This window comes from Sulfuriferula sp. (assembly GCF_054605375.1).
On sequence record NZ_JBTSEG010000017.1, the window covers coordinates 1 to 19,584 of the forward strand.

20 protein-coding genes are annotated in these 19,584 nt (G+C 59.6%); 10 read left to right on the top strand and 10 right to left on the bottom strand.

What is annotated here, in order from left to right:
* On the top strand, positions 1–822 hold an 822-nt coding region (locus ACYCZJ_RS10450; protein ID WP_461554162.1), incomplete at its 5' end, for an N-acyl amino acid synthase FeeM domain-containing protein.
* A 231-nt stretch (positions 823–1,053) separates the two neighbouring features.
* Here the strand turns inward: ACYCZJ_RS10450 and lipA are convergent.
* From lipA to ACYCZJ_RS10500, 10 genes are all read right to left on the bottom strand, one after another.
* Complete coding sequence (gene lipA / locus ACYCZJ_RS10455; RefSeq protein ID WP_461554163.1) at positions 1,054–2,040, bottom strand: lipoyl synthase; 987 nt, start codon at positions 2,038–2,040, stop codon at positions 1,054–1,056.
* A gap of 22 nt (positions 2,041–2,062) precedes the next feature.
* The gene (gene lipB, locus ACYCZJ_RS10460) at positions 2,063–2,674 is read right to left on the bottom strand and encodes a lipoyl(octanoyl) transferase LipB (RefSeq protein ID WP_461554164.1); all 612 of its coding nucleotides are present in this window, start codon (positions 2,672–2,674) and stop codon (positions 2,063–2,065) included.
* A 2-nt stretch (positions 2,675–2,676) separates the two neighbouring features.
* Positions 2,677–2,940, bottom strand: a complete 264-nt coding sequence (locus ACYCZJ_RS10465; RefSeq protein WP_461554165.1) for a DUF493 family protein — start codon at positions 2,938–2,940, stop codon at positions 2,677–2,679.
* Between the two features lie 12 nt (positions 2,941–2,952).
* Positions 2,953–4,089, bottom strand: coding sequence for a D-alanyl-D-alanine carboxypeptidase family protein (locus tag ACYCZJ_RS10470; RefSeq protein WP_461554166.1), 1,137 nt, complete (start codon positions 4,087–4,089; stop codon positions 2,953–2,955).
* A 25-nt stretch (positions 4,090–4,114) separates the two neighbouring features.
* Positions 4,115–4,996 (bottom strand): septal ring lytic transglycosylase RlpA family protein, encoded by an 882-nt coding sequence (locus ACYCZJ_RS10475; RefSeq protein WP_461554167.1) that lies wholly within the window; start codon positions 4,994–4,996, stop codon positions 4,115–4,117.
* A complete protein-coding gene (gene rodA, locus ACYCZJ_RS10480; protein ID WP_461554168.1) occupies positions 4,993–6,096 on the bottom strand; it encodes a rod shape-determining protein RodA in 1,104 nt (367 codons plus the stop codon). The genes ACYCZJ_RS10475 and rodA overlap by 4 nt, the downstream gene beginning before the upstream one ends.
* Entirely contained in the window at positions 6,080–7,990 is a 1,911-nt protein-coding gene (gene mrdA / locus ACYCZJ_RS10485) for a penicillin-binding protein 2 (protein WP_461554169.1), read from the bottom strand. The genes rodA and mrdA overlap by 17 nt, the downstream gene beginning before the upstream one ends.
* Positions 7,987–8,508 (bottom strand): rod shape-determining protein MreD, encoded by a 522-nt coding sequence (mreD, locus tag ACYCZJ_RS10490; protein WP_461554170.1) that lies wholly within the window; start codon positions 8,506–8,508, stop codon positions 7,987–7,989. The genes mrdA and mreD overlap by 4 nt, the downstream gene beginning before the upstream one ends.
* Positions 8,505–9,386 carry a rod shape-determining protein MreC gene (gene mreC, locus ACYCZJ_RS10495; protein ID WP_461554171.1) on the bottom strand — a complete coding sequence of 294 codons (882 nt, stop codon included), beginning with the start codon at positions 9,384–9,386 and terminating at the stop codon, positions 8,505–8,507. Before mreC ends, mreD begins: the two co-directional genes overlap by 4 nt.
* A gap of 63 nt (positions 9,387–9,449) precedes the next feature.
* Entirely contained in the window at positions 9,450–10,493 is a 1,044-nt protein-coding gene (locus ACYCZJ_RS10500) for a rod shape-determining protein (RefSeq protein WP_147069728.1), read from the bottom strand.
* A 147-nt stretch (positions 10,494–10,640) separates the two neighbouring features.
* On the opposite strand from ACYCZJ_RS10500, the gene gatC reads away from it, so the two are divergent.
* The 9 genes from gatC (at position 10,641) to ACYCZJ_RS10545 (ending at position 19,481) form a co-directional block, all read left to right on the top strand.
* Positions 10,641–10,928: an Asp-tRNA(Asn)/Glu-tRNA(Gln) amidotransferase subunit GatC gene (gatC, locus tag ACYCZJ_RS10505; protein WP_461554172.1), complete on the top strand. Its 288-nt coding sequence runs from the start codon at positions 10,641–10,643 to the stop codon at positions 10,926–10,928.
* 11 nt (positions 10,929–10,939) lie between these two features.
* Entirely contained in the window at positions 10,940–12,394 is a 1,455-nt protein-coding gene (gene gatA, locus ACYCZJ_RS10510; protein WP_461554173.1) for an Asp-tRNA(Asn)/Glu-tRNA(Gln) amidotransferase subunit GatA, read from the top strand.
* A 1-nt stretch (position 12,395) separates the two neighbouring features.
* Positions 12,396–13,895 (top strand): Asp-tRNA(Asn)/Glu-tRNA(Gln) amidotransferase subunit GatB, encoded by a 1,500-nt coding sequence (gene gatB / locus ACYCZJ_RS10515; RefSeq protein WP_461554174.1) that lies wholly within the window; start codon positions 12,396–12,398, stop codon positions 13,893–13,895.
* A gap of 58 nt (positions 13,896–13,953) precedes the next feature.
* Positions 13,954–15,330: a bifunctional UDP-N-acetylglucosamine diphosphorylase/glucosamine-1-phosphate N-acetyltransferase GlmU gene (gene glmU / locus ACYCZJ_RS10520; protein ID WP_461554175.1), complete on the top strand. Its 1,377-nt coding sequence runs from the start codon at positions 13,954–13,956 to the stop codon at positions 15,328–15,330.
* Positions 15,331–15,346: 16 nt separating this feature from the next.
* Positions 15,347–17,176 carry a glutamine--fructose-6-phosphate transaminase (isomerizing) gene (glmS, locus tag ACYCZJ_RS10525; protein WP_461554176.1) on the top strand — a complete coding sequence of 610 codons (1,830 nt, stop codon included), beginning with the start codon at positions 15,347–15,349 and terminating at the stop codon, positions 17,174–17,176.
* Between the two features lie 155 nt (positions 17,177–17,331).
* Entirely contained in the window at positions 17,332–17,763 is a 432-nt protein-coding gene (locus tag ACYCZJ_RS10530; protein ID WP_461554177.1) for a hypothetical protein, read from the top strand.
* A 33-nt stretch (positions 17,764–17,796) separates the two neighbouring features.
* A complete protein-coding gene (locus ACYCZJ_RS10535) occupies positions 17,797–18,288 on the top strand; it encodes a hypothetical protein (RefSeq protein WP_461554178.1) in 492 nt (163 codons plus the stop codon).
* Between the two features lie 125 nt (positions 18,289–18,413).
* Positions 18,414–18,752: a hypothetical protein gene (locus ACYCZJ_RS10540; RefSeq protein ID WP_461554179.1), complete on the top strand. Its 339-nt coding sequence runs from the start codon at positions 18,414–18,416 to the stop codon at positions 18,750–18,752.
* Between the two features lie 60 nt (positions 18,753–18,812).
* A complete protein-coding gene (locus ACYCZJ_RS10545) occupies positions 18,813–19,481 on the top strand; it encodes a class I SAM-dependent methyltransferase (protein WP_461554180.1) in 669 nt (222 codons plus the stop codon).
* Positions 19,482–19,584 lie beyond the last annotated feature (103 nt).

Here is a 19,584-nt window from a genome sequence, read left to right on the forward strand (position 1 = left end):
ATGAAAGCGATTCGACACAGCAAACCGGCAGACGAGTGGTCCAAGACCATCGTCGCGTTTCCGTCGCCCCATAAGCTGAAAGAGCTGTGCATCTCGCAAAGCAGCGCGCAGGCTGGCGTCGCAAATATTGCTGGTGATCAGCAGAAATTCAAGATCCGGCTGGCCAGCGACGAGGACCGGGTACAGTCAGCCAGCCTGCTGGTTCAAAAAATGTATTCCTGGCGCGGTTATCAGAGCAGGCAGATGGATCAAGACCCGAACCGCATCACGCTACTTGCATTCGATATCGACAAGATCGTCGGGACGCTCAGCCTGGGCCTGGACTCGTCGGTCGGCTTGCTGGTGGACGAATTGTACAAACCGGAAGTGGATAGTCTGCGCGCCCAAGGACGGCGGGTATGCGAGATCATCAAGCTTGCGCTGGATAAACGCCTGGGTTCCAAGCCCGTTCTCGCAGCGCTGTTTCATATCTCTTTCATCTATGGCCGCAATATCCACCAGGGAACGGATTTTGTAATCGAAGTGAATCCGCGGCATGTGGGATTTTATCGGCGCATGCTGGGCTTTGAGCTGTTAGGCGAGGAGCGCATGTGCAATCGCGTCAATGCGGCGGCCGTGCTGCTGCGACTGGATTTATCCTATGCCGCGCAGCAGATTGAAAAACTGGGCGGTCTGGCGCAAAAACCGCCAGGCGAAAAATCCTTGTACCCGCATGGATTTTCGAAGCGGGAGGAAGAGAGAATCACCCAGCGCCTGCTGCACGGGACCGATAACCGTAGCGGCTTGCGATCCAAACCGCTACGGCTTGCCAACGCGTTCTGAGAGCCGCCTGAATTTGGCGGTCTTCTTCGCTGCCAGAAAAGTAGTTGTCCACGAAACGATTCTCGCAGGGGTATTGCCCTTGAGCAATAAATCGCAAAAGCACAAAAAGCACAAAATGGGGTAAGCAGGCATTTCGTCGTAAGGCGGAAGCTCGCAAAATATTCAAAGAAATAACAAGCTGTGGATCATCGCCCGATGGGTGAATGACTTAAATAAATACAATACATTGATTTATAATATATTTATCGCGGATAAGTCGCCGTTTTTATCGTTGGAATTCGCAACATGTCCAGTCACTCCCTGCGCTTGCTGATCCGCATGGTAACTGCTGCGTACCATCGGCCCGCAGGCGGCGTGCTTGAAGCCCATTTCGGCGGCGGCAGCCTCGAATACGGCGAACTGCTCCGGGGTGACGTAGCGGGTGAGCGAGATGTGGTGGCTGGAGGGTTGCAGATACTGGCCGATGGTGAGCATGTCGACGTCGTGGGCGCGCAGGTCGCGCATGACGTCGAGCACTTCGGCGTCGGTTTCACCGAGGCCGACCATGATGCCGGATTTGGTGGGAATGCCGGGATGCTGCGCCTTGAAGTCACGCAGCAGTTGCAGCGAGTGGGCGTAGTCGGCGCCGGGGCGGGCGGCCTTGTACAGGCGCGGCACGGTTTCCAGGTTGTGGTTCATCACGTCGGGCGGTGCGCTGCCTAAAATATCCAGCGCAATATCCAGCCGTCCGCGAAAATCCGGGGTGAGGATTTCGATGCGGGTCTGCGGCGCAGCCATGCGTACGGCGCGGATGCACTCGGCAAAATGGCCGGCGCCACCGTCGCGCAAGTCATCACGGTCGACGCTGGTGATGACCACGTATTTGAGCTTCATCGCGGCGATGGTGTGGGCGAGGTGGGCGGGCTCGTCGACATCGGGCGGCAGCGGTTTGCCGTGGCCGACGTCGCAGAACGGGCAACGCCGGGTGCACAGATCGCCAAGGATCATGAAGGTGGCGGTACCATGACGGAAGCATTCGCCGATATTGGGGCAGGAGGCTTCTTCGCACACGGTATGCAGCTTTTGCTCGCGCAGGATGGCTTTGAGTTCGGCGACTTCGGGCGAGTTGGGTGATTTGGCGCGAATCCAGGACGGCATTTTGAGGCGCTCCTGCGGCACGATCCTGATCGGGATGCGCGCGGTTTTGGCTTCGCCTTTGTGGAGTTTGATGTCGGCCATGTTCAGGTTCCTTTGCTGTGCTTCACAGCGTGATGTGTCGGGTCAGGTGCGCGGCCAGCGTTTCGGCCAGTTCGGCCGGGGTCGCGGCGATGCCGGTATCGCGGGTTTGCGTCACCGCCATGGCCGGGTAGCCGCACGGGTTGATATGGCTGAACGGGGTTAAATCCATGTCCGCATTCAGCGCCAGTCCATGGTAGCTGCAGCCACGTTTGATGCGCAGCCCGAGCGCGGCGATCTTGGCGCCCGCCACATACACACCAGGGGCGTCGGCGCGGCGTTCGGCGTGAATGTTGTGCTCGGCCAGCAGGTCGATGACGGCCTGCTCCATGCGGGTAACCAGTTCGCGCACTCCGAACCCGCCTCGTTTCAAATCCACCAGCAAATAGGCCACCACCTGGCCGGGGCCGTGGTAGGTAATCTGGCCGCCGCGGTCGATTCTGACCAGCGGGATGCCGATATCATCCAGCAGGTGTTCCGGCTTGCCGGCCTGGCCGAGTGTGTACACCGGCGGGTGCTGCAGCAGCCAGATTTCATCCGCGGTCGCGTCATCACGCCGGGCGGTGAACTCCTGCATGGCCTGCCAGGTGGGCAGGTATTCTACCCGCCCGAGGTGGCGAATCAGCACATCGGCCAAGCTTACAGTACCAGCTTGACCATGGCATGGCTGGTCAGCGCCCGATACAGGTTATCCAGTTGCTCACGCGAGGTGGCGCGCACGGTGCAGGTCACGCTGATGTAGTTGCCGCCACTGCTGGGGCGCATTTCCATCGTGGCGGCGTCGAAATCCGGCGCGTGCTGCAGCACTACTTCGAGGATGGTCTGGGCAAACTCGGGGTGCGCCGCGCCCATGATCTTGATGGGAAAATCGCTGGGATACTCAATCAGGCTTTCTTCGCTCATCCGGCCTCCGTTTCACTTGAAGAGCAGGCGCAGGCTGTCCCAGGCGCGTCCGAACATATTGGCGACGCCGACGCTATGCAGCGCCTGCAGGGGATATTGCGCCAGTTGTTTGCCATCCAGTGTAATCGTGACGGTACCGACCTGCTGCCCCGCCACCAGCGGCGCCAGCAGGGGCTGGCGCGTGGTCATGGTGGCCTTGATGCCTTTGGATTGACCACGCGGCAGGTTCAGGTAGATATCGCGGGTGAAGCCGGCCTTGAGGGTACCGTATGAGCCTTTCCAGACTTTCAGGTTCGCCACGATCTGGTTTTTTGCATACAGCCTGACGCTATCGTAAAACTGGAAACCATAGTTGAGCAGGCGCTGGCTTTCCATCGCCCGGGCCGAGTCGGACTCCGTACCGAGCACGACCGACAGCAAGCGCCGCGTACCGCGATGCGATGAGGCGATCAGGCAATAACCGGCATTCTGCGTGTGCCCGGTTTTCAGGCCGTCCACGCTGGGGTCGGTCCATAGCAGGCGGTTGCGGTTGGGCTGGGTAATGCCGTTGTAGGTATATTCCTTGATCGAATACAACGGATAGTATTGGGGAAAATCACGCACGAGGGCGACGGCCAGGCGCGACAGATCACGTGCGGTCGAATAGTTCCGGGCGTCCGGCAGGCCGGTGGGGTTGGTGAAATGCGTATTGCTCATGCCCAGTTTCTGGGCCTGCTTGTTCATCATTTCGACAAACCCGGCCTCGCTGCCGCCGATGGCTTCGGCCAGCACCATGGTGGCATCGTTGCCGGATTGCACGATCATGCCGCGCAGCAAGTCCGATACGCTGACCGGTTTGTTGGGCTCGATGAACATGCGCGAGCCCTCGGCTTTCCAGGCTTTTTCCGAAACCGGCAGGCTGCCCGTCAATTTGATTTGGCCCCGGTGCAGCGCGGCAAAAGTCAGGTAGGCGCTCATCAGCTTGGTCAGCGATGCCGGCTCGATACGCTGGTCGGCATTATGCTCGACCAGCACCTGTCCGCTTTGCATGTCCAGCAGCAACCAGGCCTTGGCCGTCAACTTGGGCGGCGGCTCTGCGGGCAAGTCGGCCGGCACTGCCATCACCGTGCAGGAAATAATCAGTAACAGTAAGGCAAAAATCTTTTTCATCGAGGCAATCAATACAAAGTTGGGTTTAACGGACAATGCGGATCGGCTTCAGGTTCATGCGCTGTTGCACATCGCGGGCAGCCTCATCGGCGCTATCCGCATCCGCATATGGCCCCAGCGCGACCCGGTAGCGGTCGTCATGGTCGAAAATAACCAGATCGTTACTTTTGGCATCGAGCTGCGTAGTGGCACGTGCCAGCAGTTTTTCAGCATTGGCGCGGCGGCTGAAACTGCCCAGCTGCAAATAGGTGCCGGATTCGGTCCCGGCATCATGCTCGCGTGCAATCTCCCCGGGGGTAATGCTTTCAACTGCTACCCGGCCGCTACCGCCCTGCACAATGCCGAGTTTGTGGGCGGCCGTATAGGACAAATCAATGATACGCCCCTTGTGAAACGGGCCGCGGTCGTTGATACGCACCACCACGGATTTGCCGGTCGTCAGCGAGGTGACCCGCGCGTAGCTGGGCAGCGGCAAGGTCGGGTGCGCGGCGGTCATGGCATACATGTTGTAGGGTTCGCCGGATGCTGTCGGTTTGCCATTAAAGCGCCGCCCATACCAGGAGGCCAGGCCTTCCGCCTTATAACCCTTGTTGGTGGGCAACGGCGTATATTCACGGCCCAATGCCATGTACGGCTTGTTGTTGGCTTCGCGTAGCGGCTCGACCTTGGGCACCGCATCGGGTATCGCGTCCAGATCGGGTGGCGGATTGTCACCCGGGCCGTCGTCCAGATAATAGCCACCCGGTTTTACGGATTTAGCGGTCGTGCCACTGGCCTCGGGCTGGCCGGGCTTGGTGACCGCCCCCGCCGGTTTGGCTGGTGTTTCCGGCACAGTGCGCAATGGCTGGCCCGCACAACCGGCCAGTAGCAGAACGGCCAGGTAGAGTCCAAATTGTTGTGATTTCATGATTTGAGCAACTTTCTATGGGTTTTCACACTCATCAATATGCCAAATCCCAGCATGACGGTAACCATGGCTGTTCCTCCATAACTCATCAGCGGAAGCGGCACACCCACCACCGGCAGGATGCCGCTGACCATACCCATATTGACGAATGCGTAAGTGAAAAATGCCAGCGTCAGACTGCCTGCCATCAGCCGTGAAAACAGGGTGGGCGCGCCGGCGGCGATCATCAGGCCGCGTACAATAATGGCCAGAAGCAGGGTCAGCAGCAAGGCGTTGCCAAGCAGCCCGAATTCTTCGCCGAATACCGCAAAGACAAAGTCTGTGGTGCGTTCCGGCAAAAAACCCATATGGGTCTGGGTGCCCTGCAACCAGCCTTTGCCAAAGCTGCCGCCCGAACCCATGGCGATGGTGGACTGGATGATATGGTAACCCGAGCCCAGCGGATCCCGGGTCGGATCAATCAGCGTCAGGATGCGTTTCTGCTGGTAATCATGCATAAAATGCCAGACGACCGGCAGGCTGGCACCCACTGCCACCAGCATGCCCAGCATGATGCGCCAGGGCAGACCGGCAAAAAACAATACGTAAAATCCGGATGCGGAAATCAGCAATGCGGTCCCCAGATCGGGCTGTTTGACGACCAGTGCCACCGGGATCGCCAGCAACAAGGCAGCGATGCCGTAATCCTTGAGGCGGATGACGGCCTCGTGGTGGTGAAAGTACCAGGCCAGCATCAACGGCATGGCGATTTTCATGATCTCGGAAGGCTGGATACGCGTTATTCCCAGATTCAACCAGCGCCGCGAGCCATTAACTACCTCGCCTACCGTGGCCACGCCCAGCAACAGCAGCACGCCCACCACATACAAGGGCAACGCCAGGCTGAGCAGGTACTGCGGCGGAATATTGGCCACCAGCACCATCACGCCCAATGCCACCAGCATGTTGATGCCATGCGAAATGAGCCGCGCTTCGCTCTGGCTGGCCGCGCTGTACTGCACAAACAGGCTCAGCACCATCAGCGTCAACAACAACAGCAGCAAGGGCACATCAATGTGCGACAGCACCTTCAGCAATCCGCGTCTAATCCGCATGCACATCTCCTGGCGCAACTGCCGGCGCTTTAATCACCTCAGCCCTGGGCAATTTTCCGAGCAGATAATAATCCATCACGGCCCGCGCAATCGGCGCCGCCGTGCTGCCGCCGTGCATGCCGTTTTCGACCAGCACCGCGATGGCAATTTTCGGGTTATCTGCCGGTGCAAAGGCAATATATACCGCATGGTCGCGGTGGCTGGCCAGTATGCGCTTGGCATCGTATTTTTCACCCTGCTTGATGCCCACCACCTGGGCCGTGCCGGTTTTGGCGGCAATCAGGTAGGGTGCGCCCACGTTCGCGCTCACCGCGGTACCGCCGGGACGGGTGACGTCCACCATTGCAGACACGACAACCTGCAGATCCGCCGGTTTGATATCGATATGGCCGACCACGTGCGGCGCGATAACGCGGCGCTGGCCGGTACGGCTATCGATAATCGCCTGCACCAGTTCCGGACGATAAACCGTGCCGCCATTGGCCAGTGCGGCGGTCGCCACGGCCAGCTGCAGCGGCGTGACCAGATTATAGCCCTGGCCGATACCGGCAATGACCGTCTCGCCCGGATACCAGGGCTGTCTTGAGCGTCTGGCCTTCCATTCGCGCGAAGGCAGTACGCCGGCCGTTTCACCGTCCAGGTCGATGCCGGTTTTCCGGCCGAAGCCGAACTGGGAGAGAAAGGCATGCATGCGGTCGATGCCCAGATCATTGGCGAGACGGTAATAATAGGTGTCGCACGATTGCACGATGGATTTGTGCATGTCCACCGTGCCGTGGCCGCCGGGCTTCCAGTCACGGTAGCGGTGGGTACTGTTGGGCAGCGAAAAATAACCCGGGTCGAAAATGGTATCGCCCGGCTTGCGCACACCGTAGCTCAGCCCTGCCAGCGCCATGAACGGCTTGATGGTGGAGCCTTCCGGATAGGCGCTGCGAAACGCGCGGTTCAGCAAGGGCTTGTCGGGCGAATCGTTGAGCGCATTCCAGTTTGCCGTATCTATCCCGTTGACGAACAGGTTGGGATCAAAGCCGGGCATGCTGACAAATGCCAGTACCCCGCCGGTTTTCGGGTCGATTGCCACCAGTGCGCCGCGATAGCTGCCAAAAGCTTTTTCCACGATCGCCTGCAGTTTGCTGTCCACATTCAGCACCAGGCGGTTGCCGGATACCGGATTGATGCGCGACAAGGTGCGCACGGCATGGCCATTCACATCGGTTTCCACTCGTTCCGAGCCAACGATTCCATGCAGCTCGGTTTCGTAACTCTGCTCAATACCGACCTTGCCGATATGGTCAGTACCCCGGTAATTGTCCAGCACGCCGGCTTCATCGAGACGGTGCAGATCGGCATCATTGATGCGCCCGACATAGCCCACCAGATGCGCAGCGGTCTCGCCCAAAGGATACTGTCGAAACAGGCGCGCCTTGACCTCAACGCCCGGGAAACGGTAATGATTGGCTGCCAGTTTCGCCACTTCTTCGTCGCTCAACTGGTTCCGCAGCGGCAAGGTCTCGAAATTGCGGCTCTCGGCCATCAGCTTGGCGAAACGCTTGCGCTGGACCGGGGTAATCTCGACCAGCTTTGCCAGGCCATTGATGGTGTCTTCCAGGTTGTCAGTCTTGCTCGGCGTAATTTCCAGTGTGTAGGCGGAATAGTTATGCGCCAGCACCACGCCGTTGCGGTCAAGAATCGCGCCGCGATTGGGGGGGATGGGTACCACGGTGGTGCGGTTGTTTTCAGCCAGGGTATGGTAGCGCTGGTATTCCAGCACCTGCACATAAAAAAATCGTGCCAGCAACAGCAGGAGCATCACCACCACCACGCCTGCGGCGATGATCACACGTTTGCGAAATCCGGCTAGTTCAAGCTGGTAGTTTCTGAGCTGGGTAGGCCGGATCATGAGGCATCCGCGGCACGCGTTGCATTGCGTGGCCACTGCAGCAACAGGGAAACCGGCAACCACAACAAGGTACCGCTGAGTACCGACAGGAAATATTCAATTCCGCTGAATGCATGCCCGGCAAAAGTGGCGGCGAGTATGCTCATCAATTGTTCAACCAGCAACAGCGGCAACATCTGCAGGGTCTGCCGCCAGAGATTGAAGTTGATGATGCGACGTTGCAACATCAGTGTCCCGAACGCCGCCACGGTATAAGCCATGGCATGCTGGCCGAGCACGCCGCCATTCGCCATATCGGTCAGCAATCCCAGCATCCACGCCACGCCCATGCCCACGCGCCGCGGTTGCTGCACGACCCAGTAAAGCAGGATGACCAGTAAAAAATCGGGGCGCCACCACTGTGCCGCCCCCACCCAGGGCAACAGGTTGAGCGCCAATCCCGCCAACAGGCTGAACACAATCAGCAGGGGGTTTGCGGCGACCGGTATCGTCGGCCCCCTGGGGGTGGCGAAGGTCATTTTTTCTTGCCCCCGGGAACCTGCCGTACGGGTTTGACAGCAGGGATGTCGTTCACGATCAATACCTGCCGATAACTATTGATCGCCGCTTCCGGAATGCATTCAACACGCAGGAATGCACGGTTCGCGCTGTGCTCGACATTGGCTACCGTGGCCACCGGCAAACCGGCCGGATAGACATCGCCGATGCCGGAAGTCACCAGCAGGTCGCCTTTGCGGATATCCGCGCCCTGCGGCAGATAGCGCACATCAATCACATTGTCCGTCCCCACGCCGAACGCAATGGCACGCAAACCATTACGCTGAATCTGCACCGGCACCGGTTGGCCTGCGTCGGTGAGCAAGGTGATTTCGCTGGTGTAGGGATAGACGCGGGTAACCTGGCCCAGCAGACCGATTTCATCCATCACCGGCTGGCCGGCGCGCACACCGTCCTGGCTGCCGCGGTCAACGATGATCCTGCGGCTATAGGGATCACGCGGCACCGAGATGATTTCCGCAAGGCTGGTATGCAAGGGGGTGCGCAGATGCGCGTGCAAAAGGGTGCGCAGGCGGGTATTTTCCTGTTCCAGATCACGATAGCGCAGGACGGCGCCCGCATAATCCAGATTGCGCTGGCGCAGCATGGCGTTGTCGCGCTGCAGTTCCGCGTGATTGACAAAAAACCCGCTGACCTTGTCATAGACATTCAACGGCGTTTGCACCGCCTCCTGCATGGGGTAGAGCAGCGTCGAGAGTGCGCTGCGCACGCCGCCCAACACCTTGAAGCGCGTATCCGCGACGATGACCGCAATACTGATCAGCACATAAATCAGCAGCCGTGCGCCCGCGCCGGGACCGCGCGGAAAAAGTTGCAGCTGTTCGTCCCGGATGGGCATGAGCTATCGAGGTATTCCGTAGATTGGAAAAGACGATGGGATAATGCGATACAACATTACGAATCAGGAATCCTGGGCGAATACTGCACCAAGCTTGTCCATTTCTTCCAGCGCCCGGCCCGAACCACGTACCACGCAGGTGAGCGGATCTTCTGCCACAATCACCGGCAGGCCGGTTTCTTCCATCAACAGGCGATCCAGATCACGCAGCAACGCGCCGCCGCCGGTCAGCACCATGCCTTTTTCGGCAATGTCGGCACCCAGCTCGGGCGGGGTTTGCTCCAATGCGGATTTCACCGCGCTGACGATATTGTTGAGCGGGTCGGTGAGCGCTTCGAGAATTTCGTTGCTGGAAATGGTGAAGCTGCGCGGAATGCCCTCTGCCAGATTGCGCCCCTTGACTTCCATTTCGCGCACTTCGGAGCCGGGGAAGGCCGAGCCGATCCCCTTCTTGATGTTTTCCGCGGTGGCTTCGCCGATCAGCATGCCGTAATTGCGGCGGATGTAATTGATGATGGCTTCGTCGAACTTGTCGCCACCCACACGCACCGACGAGGCATAAACGATGCCGCCCAGCGAGATCACGCCGACTTCGGTGGTGCCGCCGCCGACGTCCACCACCAGCGAACCGGTCGCTTCCGCCACCGGCAGGCCGGCGCCAATCGCTGCGGCCATCGGCTCCTCGATCAGGTATACCTGACGCGCGCCGGCACCGATGGCCGATTCGCGAATGGCACGCCGCTCCACCTGGGTGGAACCGCACGGCACGCAGATGATGATGCGCGGGCTGGGATGAAACATGCGCGTATCGTGGATTTTCTTGATGAAATACTTGAGCATCTGCTCGGTGATGGTGAAATCGGCGATCACGCCGTCCTTCATCGGACGAATGGCAGTGATATTGCCCGGGGTACGCCCGAGCATCTGTTTGGCTTCCAGACCTACTGCCTGGATGGTTTTCTTGGCACTGCCGCCGTCCTGGCGTATCGCCACGACCGACGGTTCGTCCAGCACAATACCTTTGCCGCGCACGTAAATCAGCGTGTTGGCGGTGCCGAGGTCAATGGCCAGGTCAGTAGAAAAATAACCGCGTAAAAATCCGAACATGTGTGTGTTTCCGCTAAAGTAGAACCGGAGGTTTAAGGCCAAGGCCGCGGGCTCGAAGACTGTTGAGTCCGGCACACCCAGGATTAGCCTTGCATAATCTGTATATGTTACCCTAACAGGCTTGTTTCCTGTGAAGATTTAAGCTGTATGTCACTCACCCTGCAAGACGTAAAACGCGTCGCCATGCTCGCCCGCATTGCTGTCACCGATGAGGAAGCGGCCGCCTATCAACAACAGCTCAACGGCATTTTCAGCCTGATTGAAGCCATGCAGGCCGTGGACACGACGGGCGTGATGCCCATGTCACACGCCCAGGATGTGCATCAACGCTTGCGTGACGACACGGTGACAGAAACCGATCAGCACGAAAAGTTCCAGGCCGTCGCACCACAAGTCGAAGCCGGGTTATACCTGGTACCCAGAGTTATCGAATAGCCTTTAATCCCATGATCAATGCAAGCCTGAAACAACTCGCCGCCTTGCTGGCCGGAAAAAAAACTTCCAGCCTGGAACTGACACAAACTTACCTGGAACGCATCCAGACGCACAATCCGGCGCTGAATGCCTTTGTCACGCTCAACGCAGAGATCACACTGGCCGAAGCCCGTGCCGCCGATGCCCGCATCGCCGCCGGCAACGCCGCACCGCTCACCGGCATTCCCATCGCGCACAAGGATATCTTCTGCGCCGACGGCTGGCGCACGACCTGCGGCTCGAAAATGCTGGATAACTTCATCGCGCCTTACGACGCCCATGTCATCAGCCGGTTCAAGGCAGCGGGGATGGTAAGTATGGGCAAGACTAACATGGACGAGTTCGCCATGGGGTCTTCCAACGAAACCTCGTATTTCGGTACGGTGAAAAATCCGTGGGACGTGAATACCGTTCCCGGCGGTTCCAGCGGCGGCTCGGCAGCGGCCGTGGCGGCGCGCCTGGCGCCTGCCGCCACCGGCACCGACACCGGCGGATCGATCCGCCAGCCCGCCGCGCTGACCGGCATCACCGGGCTGAAACCCACCTACGGCGTGGTATCGCGCTACGGCATGATTGCTTTCGCTTCCAGCCTGGACCAGGCCGGGCCGATGGCCAAATCCGCCGAAGACTGCGCCATGCTGATGAACGTGATGGCAGGCTTCGATGAACGCGACTCGACCAGCCTGGATCGTCTGGCCGAGGACTACACACGCGATCTGGAGCAACCGCTGGCCGGGCTGAAAATCGGCCTGCCGCGCGAATATTTCGCTGAAGGTCTCTCCGCCGATGTGGGTGCTGCGGTGGAAGCCGCGCTGGCCGAATACCGCAAGCTCGGCGCGACCACAGTGGATATCTCGCTACCCAACACGCAACTATCGATCCCGGTGTACTACGTGCTGGCGCCGGCGGAAGCGTCCACCAACCTGTCGCGCTTCGACGGCGTGCGTTACGGCTATCGCGCACCGGATTACACCGACCTCACCGATATGTACCAGAAAACCCGCGCGCAAGGCTTCGGCAGTGAAGTCAAACGCCGCATCATGATCGGCACTTACGTATTGAGCCACGGCTATTACGATGCCTATTACCTGCAGGCGCAAAAAATCCGCCGCCTGATCGCGCAGGATTTCGATGCCGCGTTCCAGCAATGCGACATCATCATGGGACCCGCTACACCCAGCACCGCGTTCAACTTTGGCGAAAAAGCCGGCGACCCGGTGGCAATGTATCTGTCCGACATCTACACCATCGCTGTCAATCTGGCCGGATTACCGGGCATGTCGGTGCCGTGCGGCTTCGGCGCCAACGGCTGTCCGGTGGGTCTGCAGATCATCGGCAACTATTTTGCCGAAGCGAAAATGCTGGGCATTGCCCACCAATACCAGCTTGCTACTGACTGGCACACACGCATGCCGGAGGCCCAATAACATGAACTGGGAAATCGTCATCGGGCTTGAGGTTCACACGCAACTCTCCACAAGCTCAAAAATCTTCTCCGGCGCCAGTACTGCCTTCGGTGCTGCGCCCAACACCCAGGCATGCGCGGTAGATATTGCCCTGCCCGGTGTGCTGCCGGTGCTGAACAAGGGCGCGGTAGAACGTGCGGTACAACTCGGCCTGGCAATCGGCGGGCATATCAGCCGCCGCTCGGTGTTCGCGCGCAAAAACTACTTCTACCCGGACTTGCCCAAAGGCTACCAGATCAGCCAGATGGAGCTGCCGGTGGTGGAAGGCGGCAGCCTCACGATTCAGGTCGGCGCGACTGAAAAAACCGTCCGCATCACCCGCGCCCACCTCGAAGAAGACGCGGGCAAGTCGCTGCACGAAGACTTTCACGGCATGACCGGCATCGACCTGAACCGCGCCGGCACGCCGTTGCTGGAGATCGTTTCCGAGCCCGACATGCGCGGCTCGGCCGAAGCCGTGGCCTACGCCAAAACCTTGCACAGCCTGGTGGTGTGGCTAGGAATCTGCGACGGCAACATGCAGGAAGGCAGCTTCCGTTGCGACGCCAACGTCTCGGTGCGCCGCATGGACGAGACCGAGCTCGGCAAACGCTGCGAAATCAAGAACCTCAACTCGTTCCGCTTTCTGGAACACGCCATCGAATACGAGGCGCGACGCCAGATCGAGATCATCGAGGATGGGGGTGTCGTCCGCCAGGAAACCCGCCTGTACGACCCGGACCGCAACGAAACCCGCACCATGCGCAGCAAGGAAGACGCGCACGATTACCGTTATTTCCCGGACCCGGATCTGCTGCCGCTGGTGATTTCCGAAGAATGGATAGAACGCACGCGCGCTGCCATGCCGGAATTGCCGGAGGCGATGCGCATACGATTTATGCACGACTACCTGTTAACTGAATATGACGCGCGTTTCTTGACTTCGTCTATCACTATCGCTCGATATTTCGAACACGCGGTTGCCGAAACAGCCAGGCTCACCGGGCTTCCCATTGTTCCAGGCCCAATCGAGAGAAATGACACAACCCAGCCTGTCGAGACTCTACTTGGAAAACTTGTCGCCAACTGGGTGATGGGCGACCTCTCCGCCGCGCTCAACCGCAACGAACTCGACATCGCCGACAGCCCGGTATCCAGCCGCCAGCTCGCTGCACTGATACAACGCATCACCGATGGCACGCTGTCCGGCAAGCTGGCCAAGGAGGTGTTCGAAGCGCTATGGCAGGGCGAGGGCGAAGTGGATGCGATTATCGAAACGCGCGGGCTGAAACAGGTGTCCGACAGCGGCGCGATCGAAGCCATCGTCGATGAAATTCTTGCCGCCAATCCCAACCAGGTCGCCGAATACCGCAGCGGCAAGGACAAGATGTTCGGATTCTTTGTCGGCCAGGCCATGAAAGCCATGAAAGGCAAGGCCAATCCGCAGCAGTTGAATGACATTCTCAAGCGCAAGCTGGGTTAATTCGCCCAGCACAGCAATTGGGTATACTTGCGCGGAATCCTGATCCCGTGAGAACACCATGACCGCTCCATTCAATATTGTCGTACTGGCCGCCGGACGCGGCACGCGCATGGCATCCACCCTGCCCAAGGTGCTGCATCCGCTGGCCGGCAAACCGCTGCTGGCGCATGTGCTGGACACTGCGCGCCGCCTCGATCCGGTACAAATCTGCGTGGTGTATGGCTACGGCGGCGATGCGGTGCCGCAGGCCATCGCCGACCCCAACATCGCCTGGGCGCTGCAGGCCGAACAGCACGGTACCGGCCATGCGGTCATGCAGGCGTTGCCGCATCTGGGCGGCTCCGGCGTGACGCTGATTCTGTACGGCGACGTGCCCCTCACCACGCTGGAAACCATGCGCGAGCTGTCTGCGCTCGCCGCGCAGGACAGTCTGGCGCTGCTCACCATCGAGCTGCCCGACCCGAGCGGTTATGGCCGCATCGTGCGCGACAGCAGCGGTGCCGTCGCGCGCATAGTCGAGCACAAGGACGCCGATGCCGGCGTACGCGCCATTCACGAAGTCAACACCGGCCTGATGGCGCTGCCCACGCAGTTGCTCGCCGGCTGGCTGGCACGGCTGACCAACCACAACGCGCAGGGCGAGTATTACCTCACTGACATCATCGGCATGGCGGTGGCTGACGGTGTGCCGGTACGCACCTGCAGCCCGCGCCATGAATGGGAAATCCTCGGCGTGAACAGCAAGGTGCAATTGGCGCAACTGGAGCGCCTGCATCAGGCCAATGTGGCACATACCTTGCTGGAACAAGGCGTGACGCTGCTTGATCCGGCGCGCCTGGACGTGCGCGGCACGTTGCGGTGCGGGCGCGATGTGAGCATCGATGTGAACTGCGTATTCGAAGGCCGGGTTGAGCTGGAAGATGGCGTGAATATAGGCGCCAACTGTGTTTTGCGCGATGTGCGGGTGGGCAAGGGCACGCAAATTGCCCCGTTCTCGCACATCGTCGAGGCCACACTGGGCAGCCATAACCACATCGGCCCGTACGCGCGCATTCGGCCCGGCACGGTACTGGCCAGTGATGTGCATGTCGGCAACTTTGTCGAGATCAAGAACAGCCAGGTGGACGACGGCTCCAAGATCAACCACCTGTCTTACGTCGGCGACAGCACGGTGGGCAAGAAGGTGAACATCGGTGCAGGCACCATTACCTGCAACTATGATGGTGCCAACAAGCACCGCACTGTAATCGAGGACAATGTGTTTATCGGCTCGGATACGCAACTGGTCGCACCAGTCACCGTCGCCCGGGGTGCCACCATCGGCGCGGGCTCCACGATTACCAGGGATGCACCGGCAGGCGAACTCACCCTGTCGCGCAGCAAGCAATTGAGCATTGCCGGCTGGCAACGGCCGGTTAAAAAACCGAAAGCATAAGCAAGAGGAAACCGTTATGTGTGGAATCGTCGGCGCCGTCGCGCAACGCAATGTAGTCCCCATCCTGCTCGAAGGCTTACGCCGCCTGGAATATCGCGGTTATGACTCTGCTGGTTTGGTGACCGTCGATGGCGGCCTGAACCGGGTACGCAGCATCGGCCGCGTCGCTTCACTGGCCGAGGCCGCAATGGCGCAAAAAACCCACGGACACCTCGGCATCGCGCACACGCGCTGGGCCACCCACGGTGCGCCCACCGAGCTCAATGCCCACCCTCATATCAGCCGCGATGACCTGGCGGTGGTGCACAACGGCATCATCGAAAACCACGAGTTGTTGCGCAGCCGCCTGCGCGAACTGGGCTATGTGTTCACCTCGGAGACCGATACCGAAGTCATCGTCCATCTCATCCACCATTACTATCACGCCGACAAGGACCTGCTCAGCGCGGTGCGCCGCGCCGTCGCAGAACTGCACGGCGCCTATGCCATCGGCGTGGTGGCGCATGACTCACCACACCAGCTGGTGTGCGCGCGGCGCGGCAGCCCGCTGCTGATCGGCCTGGGCATCGAGGAAAATTTCATCGCCTCGGACATCTCCGCGCTGCTGCCGGTCACGCAAAAAGTAATTTATCTGGAAGAAGGCGACGTGGCCGACATCGGCCTGCTCAACATCCGTATTTATGATGCGGGCGGCAACCGGGTGGAGCGCGCCGCGCACATCTCCGAGCAGTCTTCGGAGATGGCCGAACTGGGCAATTACCGCCATTTCATGCAGAAGGAAATCCACGAGCAGCCGCGCGCGCTGGCCGACACCCTGCACGACGCCGTGGCCGGGGAAAGCCTGCTGCCCGAGCTGTTCGGCTTTGAAGCCGCCGAGGTGTTCGGCCGCATCAACGCCGTCACCATCCTTGCCTGCGGCACCAGCTTCCACGCCGGCAAGGTCGCCAGCTACTGGATCGAAGCGCTGGCCGGCATCCCGTGCCGTGCCGAAATCGCCAGCGAATACCGCTACCGCGACAGCGTCCCCAATCCCGATGCGCTGGTTATCACCCTGTCGCAATCGGGCGAGACCGCCGATACCCTGGCGGCGCTCAACCACGCCAAGGTGCTCGGCCACCAGCACACCCTGTCGATCTGCAACGTGCCGGAATCGGCGCTGGTACGCCAGTCCAGGCTGCGTTTTCTGACCCGCGCCGGTCCGGAGATTGGCGTGGCCTCCACCAAGGCATTCACCACCCAGCTGGCCGCGCTGTTCCTGCTCACGCTGCTGCTCGCCAAACAGCGCGGGCGCCTCACCCCAGCTGCCGAGGCCGCGCACATCCAAGCGCTACGCGAGCTGCCCGGCAAGGTACAGCAGGTGCTGGCGCTGGAACCCGAAGTGGAACGTTGGGCGGAACGCTTTGCAGACAAGCAGCACGCATTGTTCCTGGGGCGCGGCATGCATTATCCGATCGCCATGGAAGGCGCGCTGAAACTCAAGGAAATCTCCTACATCCACGCCGAAGCCTACCCGGCGGGCGAGCTCAAGCACGGCCCGCTGGCGCTGGTGGACAAGGACATGCCGGTGGTGGCAATCGCCCCCAACGACACCCTGCTGGAAAAACTCAAATCCAACCTGCAGGAAGTTCGCGCGCGTGGCGGCGAACTCTACGTGTTTGCCGATGCCGACACCCACATCGCCCCCAGCGAAGGCATCCACGTGCTGCAACTGGCCGGCCACGCCGGGCCGCTGTCGCCCATCCTGCATACCATCCCGCTGCAAATGCTGTCTTACCACGCCGCCCTGCAAAAAGGCACGGACGTGGACAAGCCGCGAAATCTGGCAAAATCGGTTACTGTGGAATAAGCCATTACGCGGGCGTGACAAGCAAGGTAACAATGAAACACGTGTATCCGCGATAACACGTAACCATTGGTGAGAGGACAAAAATGCGATCTCTTTTGCGTATATTCCGATTCATTCACGCGGTAATGGCCCTTTTATTTGCCTGCGCCGCGCTCATGCTCATTGCAATTTCTACCCGTATAGGTTGGCTGGCCTTCAGCGGCGGACTGGATCGGGCTGCCGCCCAATCGATTATCGAGGCTGTGGGGTTATTGGCTGCAGCCGTCGTCGCGCTGCAGATTGCCGAAACCATTTTTGAAGAAGAAGTCATCCGCGATGCCGACATCAGCGCGCCAACCAGAGTGCGACGATTCCTGTCCCGGTTCTTTGTAGTGATCATTGTCGCGCTGGCCATTGAAGGACTGGTTGCCACATTCCGGGCCCTGCACGAAAATCCCGCCCAACTCCCGTATGCGGCAAGTATTCTTGTGGCGGTGGGAGTACTTCTCGCTGCCTGGGGCCTATTCATCTATCTCAATCGCTCAGCAGAGGAATTGGAACCGGAGGCCATGGCTGACGCAAAACGGGAAGACCAGAAGCTAAAGTAGGTTTGTCTAAACGCGATATATTAAGGGGAGTTTGTGAAAGCCATACATGGATTATTTTTTCTGGTCACTGCCTGCAGCGTGACCGTGCCTGCTCTCGCCGAGGACGTTGTGCAAGTGTCTTCACTCATTCCTTATCAAAACGATGAGGTTGCGAATGAAGCCGTTCGCAAGGAGTGCAACTGGAATACCACCATGCCGCTCTATTTGGACAAGGAATCCGATGGGCGCGTGAGAGTCACGGAGCAAAACCTTGATGCGGTCACCGGCAAGAAGCTGGTGCTGGTAGCAACCAATCTTCATACGATCGGTGGTAGTAGCTGGACCGGGCCGAAGTGGCTGGTGCTGGAAGGGAAGCTGATGCAGGGTAACAAACTGCTGGGGAATTTCGAAGTCAGGCGCCAGACGATACGTGGTTCATACCGGGCTTGCGGGACACTGGAGTCGCTCAGTGAGGAAATTACGGATGATATTCTGGAATGGCTTAAAAAGCCGAGTCTGAATGCCAGGCTGGGCGACGCAGGCTAGCAGGGCAGGCTGTTGCAAAGCTATCGTTGGGTCATGGCACCAATTCTTTGCCTTTGTGTCTGATCAGGGTGGCTGATGTGTTTCACAGTCACCCCAACCCTTATATTTTTATGGATTTCACGATCATGAACAGACCATTTGGAATCAAGCTTGTGTTTCTGGCCGTCTTATTCTGTTACGGTGCTTCGGCTGGTGCGGAAGAATCTACGCCTGTAGTCGTAAAGGTGGAGAAAGCCGTAGAGCGTGGTGCGAAGGCCGCCGTCAAGGGTGTCAAAATTGGTGTGGCTGCAGGCGAACGCGGCGTCAAGCGCGGCGCGCACGCAGCAGCCCATGGGGTTGAACGCGGCATGGAGGCGACATCGAAAGGCGTCAAACGCGGTGCCAGCGCAACGGCCCGCGCGGCCAAGACAGTGGAAAGAAAAGTGGACGCATCATCCACCTCTTCCTCTGCGGCGAAGCATTGAGTTTGCCAGATTTTCAAGTGACCAAAACCGTAAATACACATAGCCCGGGAGCTGCCCGTCATGGATGAGGCCGCCCGGCGCGAATTTCTGCGCATGGTCAAGGCACATCAGGAGCGCGGGGACCCCAGTGGATGGTGCGATCAGGTGTATCGCGATGCCGGCGGTGATTTTACGGCCGTTTTCTGGGCCGATCTGGTTCCCAACCCTTATCTGGTTTCCTGGCTCGAAGAGCACCCGATAAGCACTGGCAGCGAGCCGCGCGCGATCACTATCGGCTGCGGCGTGGGCGACGACGCTGAAGCCCTGTCGGCACACGGCTACCAGGTTACCGCGTTTGATATTTCTCCGGCTGCGATTGATTTGTGCCGCAGGCGCTATCCCGACAGCCGCGTCGAGTATGTCGTGGCTGACCTGTTTGACCACCCCGAAAATTGGGTACACGGATTCGATCTGGTGTTCGAATGCAACACGATTCAGGTCTTGCCCGGCGAGTATCGCTTGCGCGCCCTGAACACGATTGCCGCCATGGTCGCCCCCGGTGGTGTCGCCCTGGTCTCTTGCCGCAGCCGCAATAGCGGAGAAAAGGAAGATACATTTCCGCTGCCGCTCGACCGGCCGGAAATAGACGGATTCGTCCGTGCAGGACTGCGCGAAGACGGTTTCGTGGCTTATGATGATGACCAGAATCCGCCGGTGCCGCACTTCTTCGCCTGCTACCGCCGCCCCTAACAGACTGCGACCTGTTGTGAGCATCCCCCTTGAGTATCCGGCTGGACGGTTTTCAGGCCATTTTCAAACCGGCAAAATCCATATTTCTCTATTCCGCACCCGA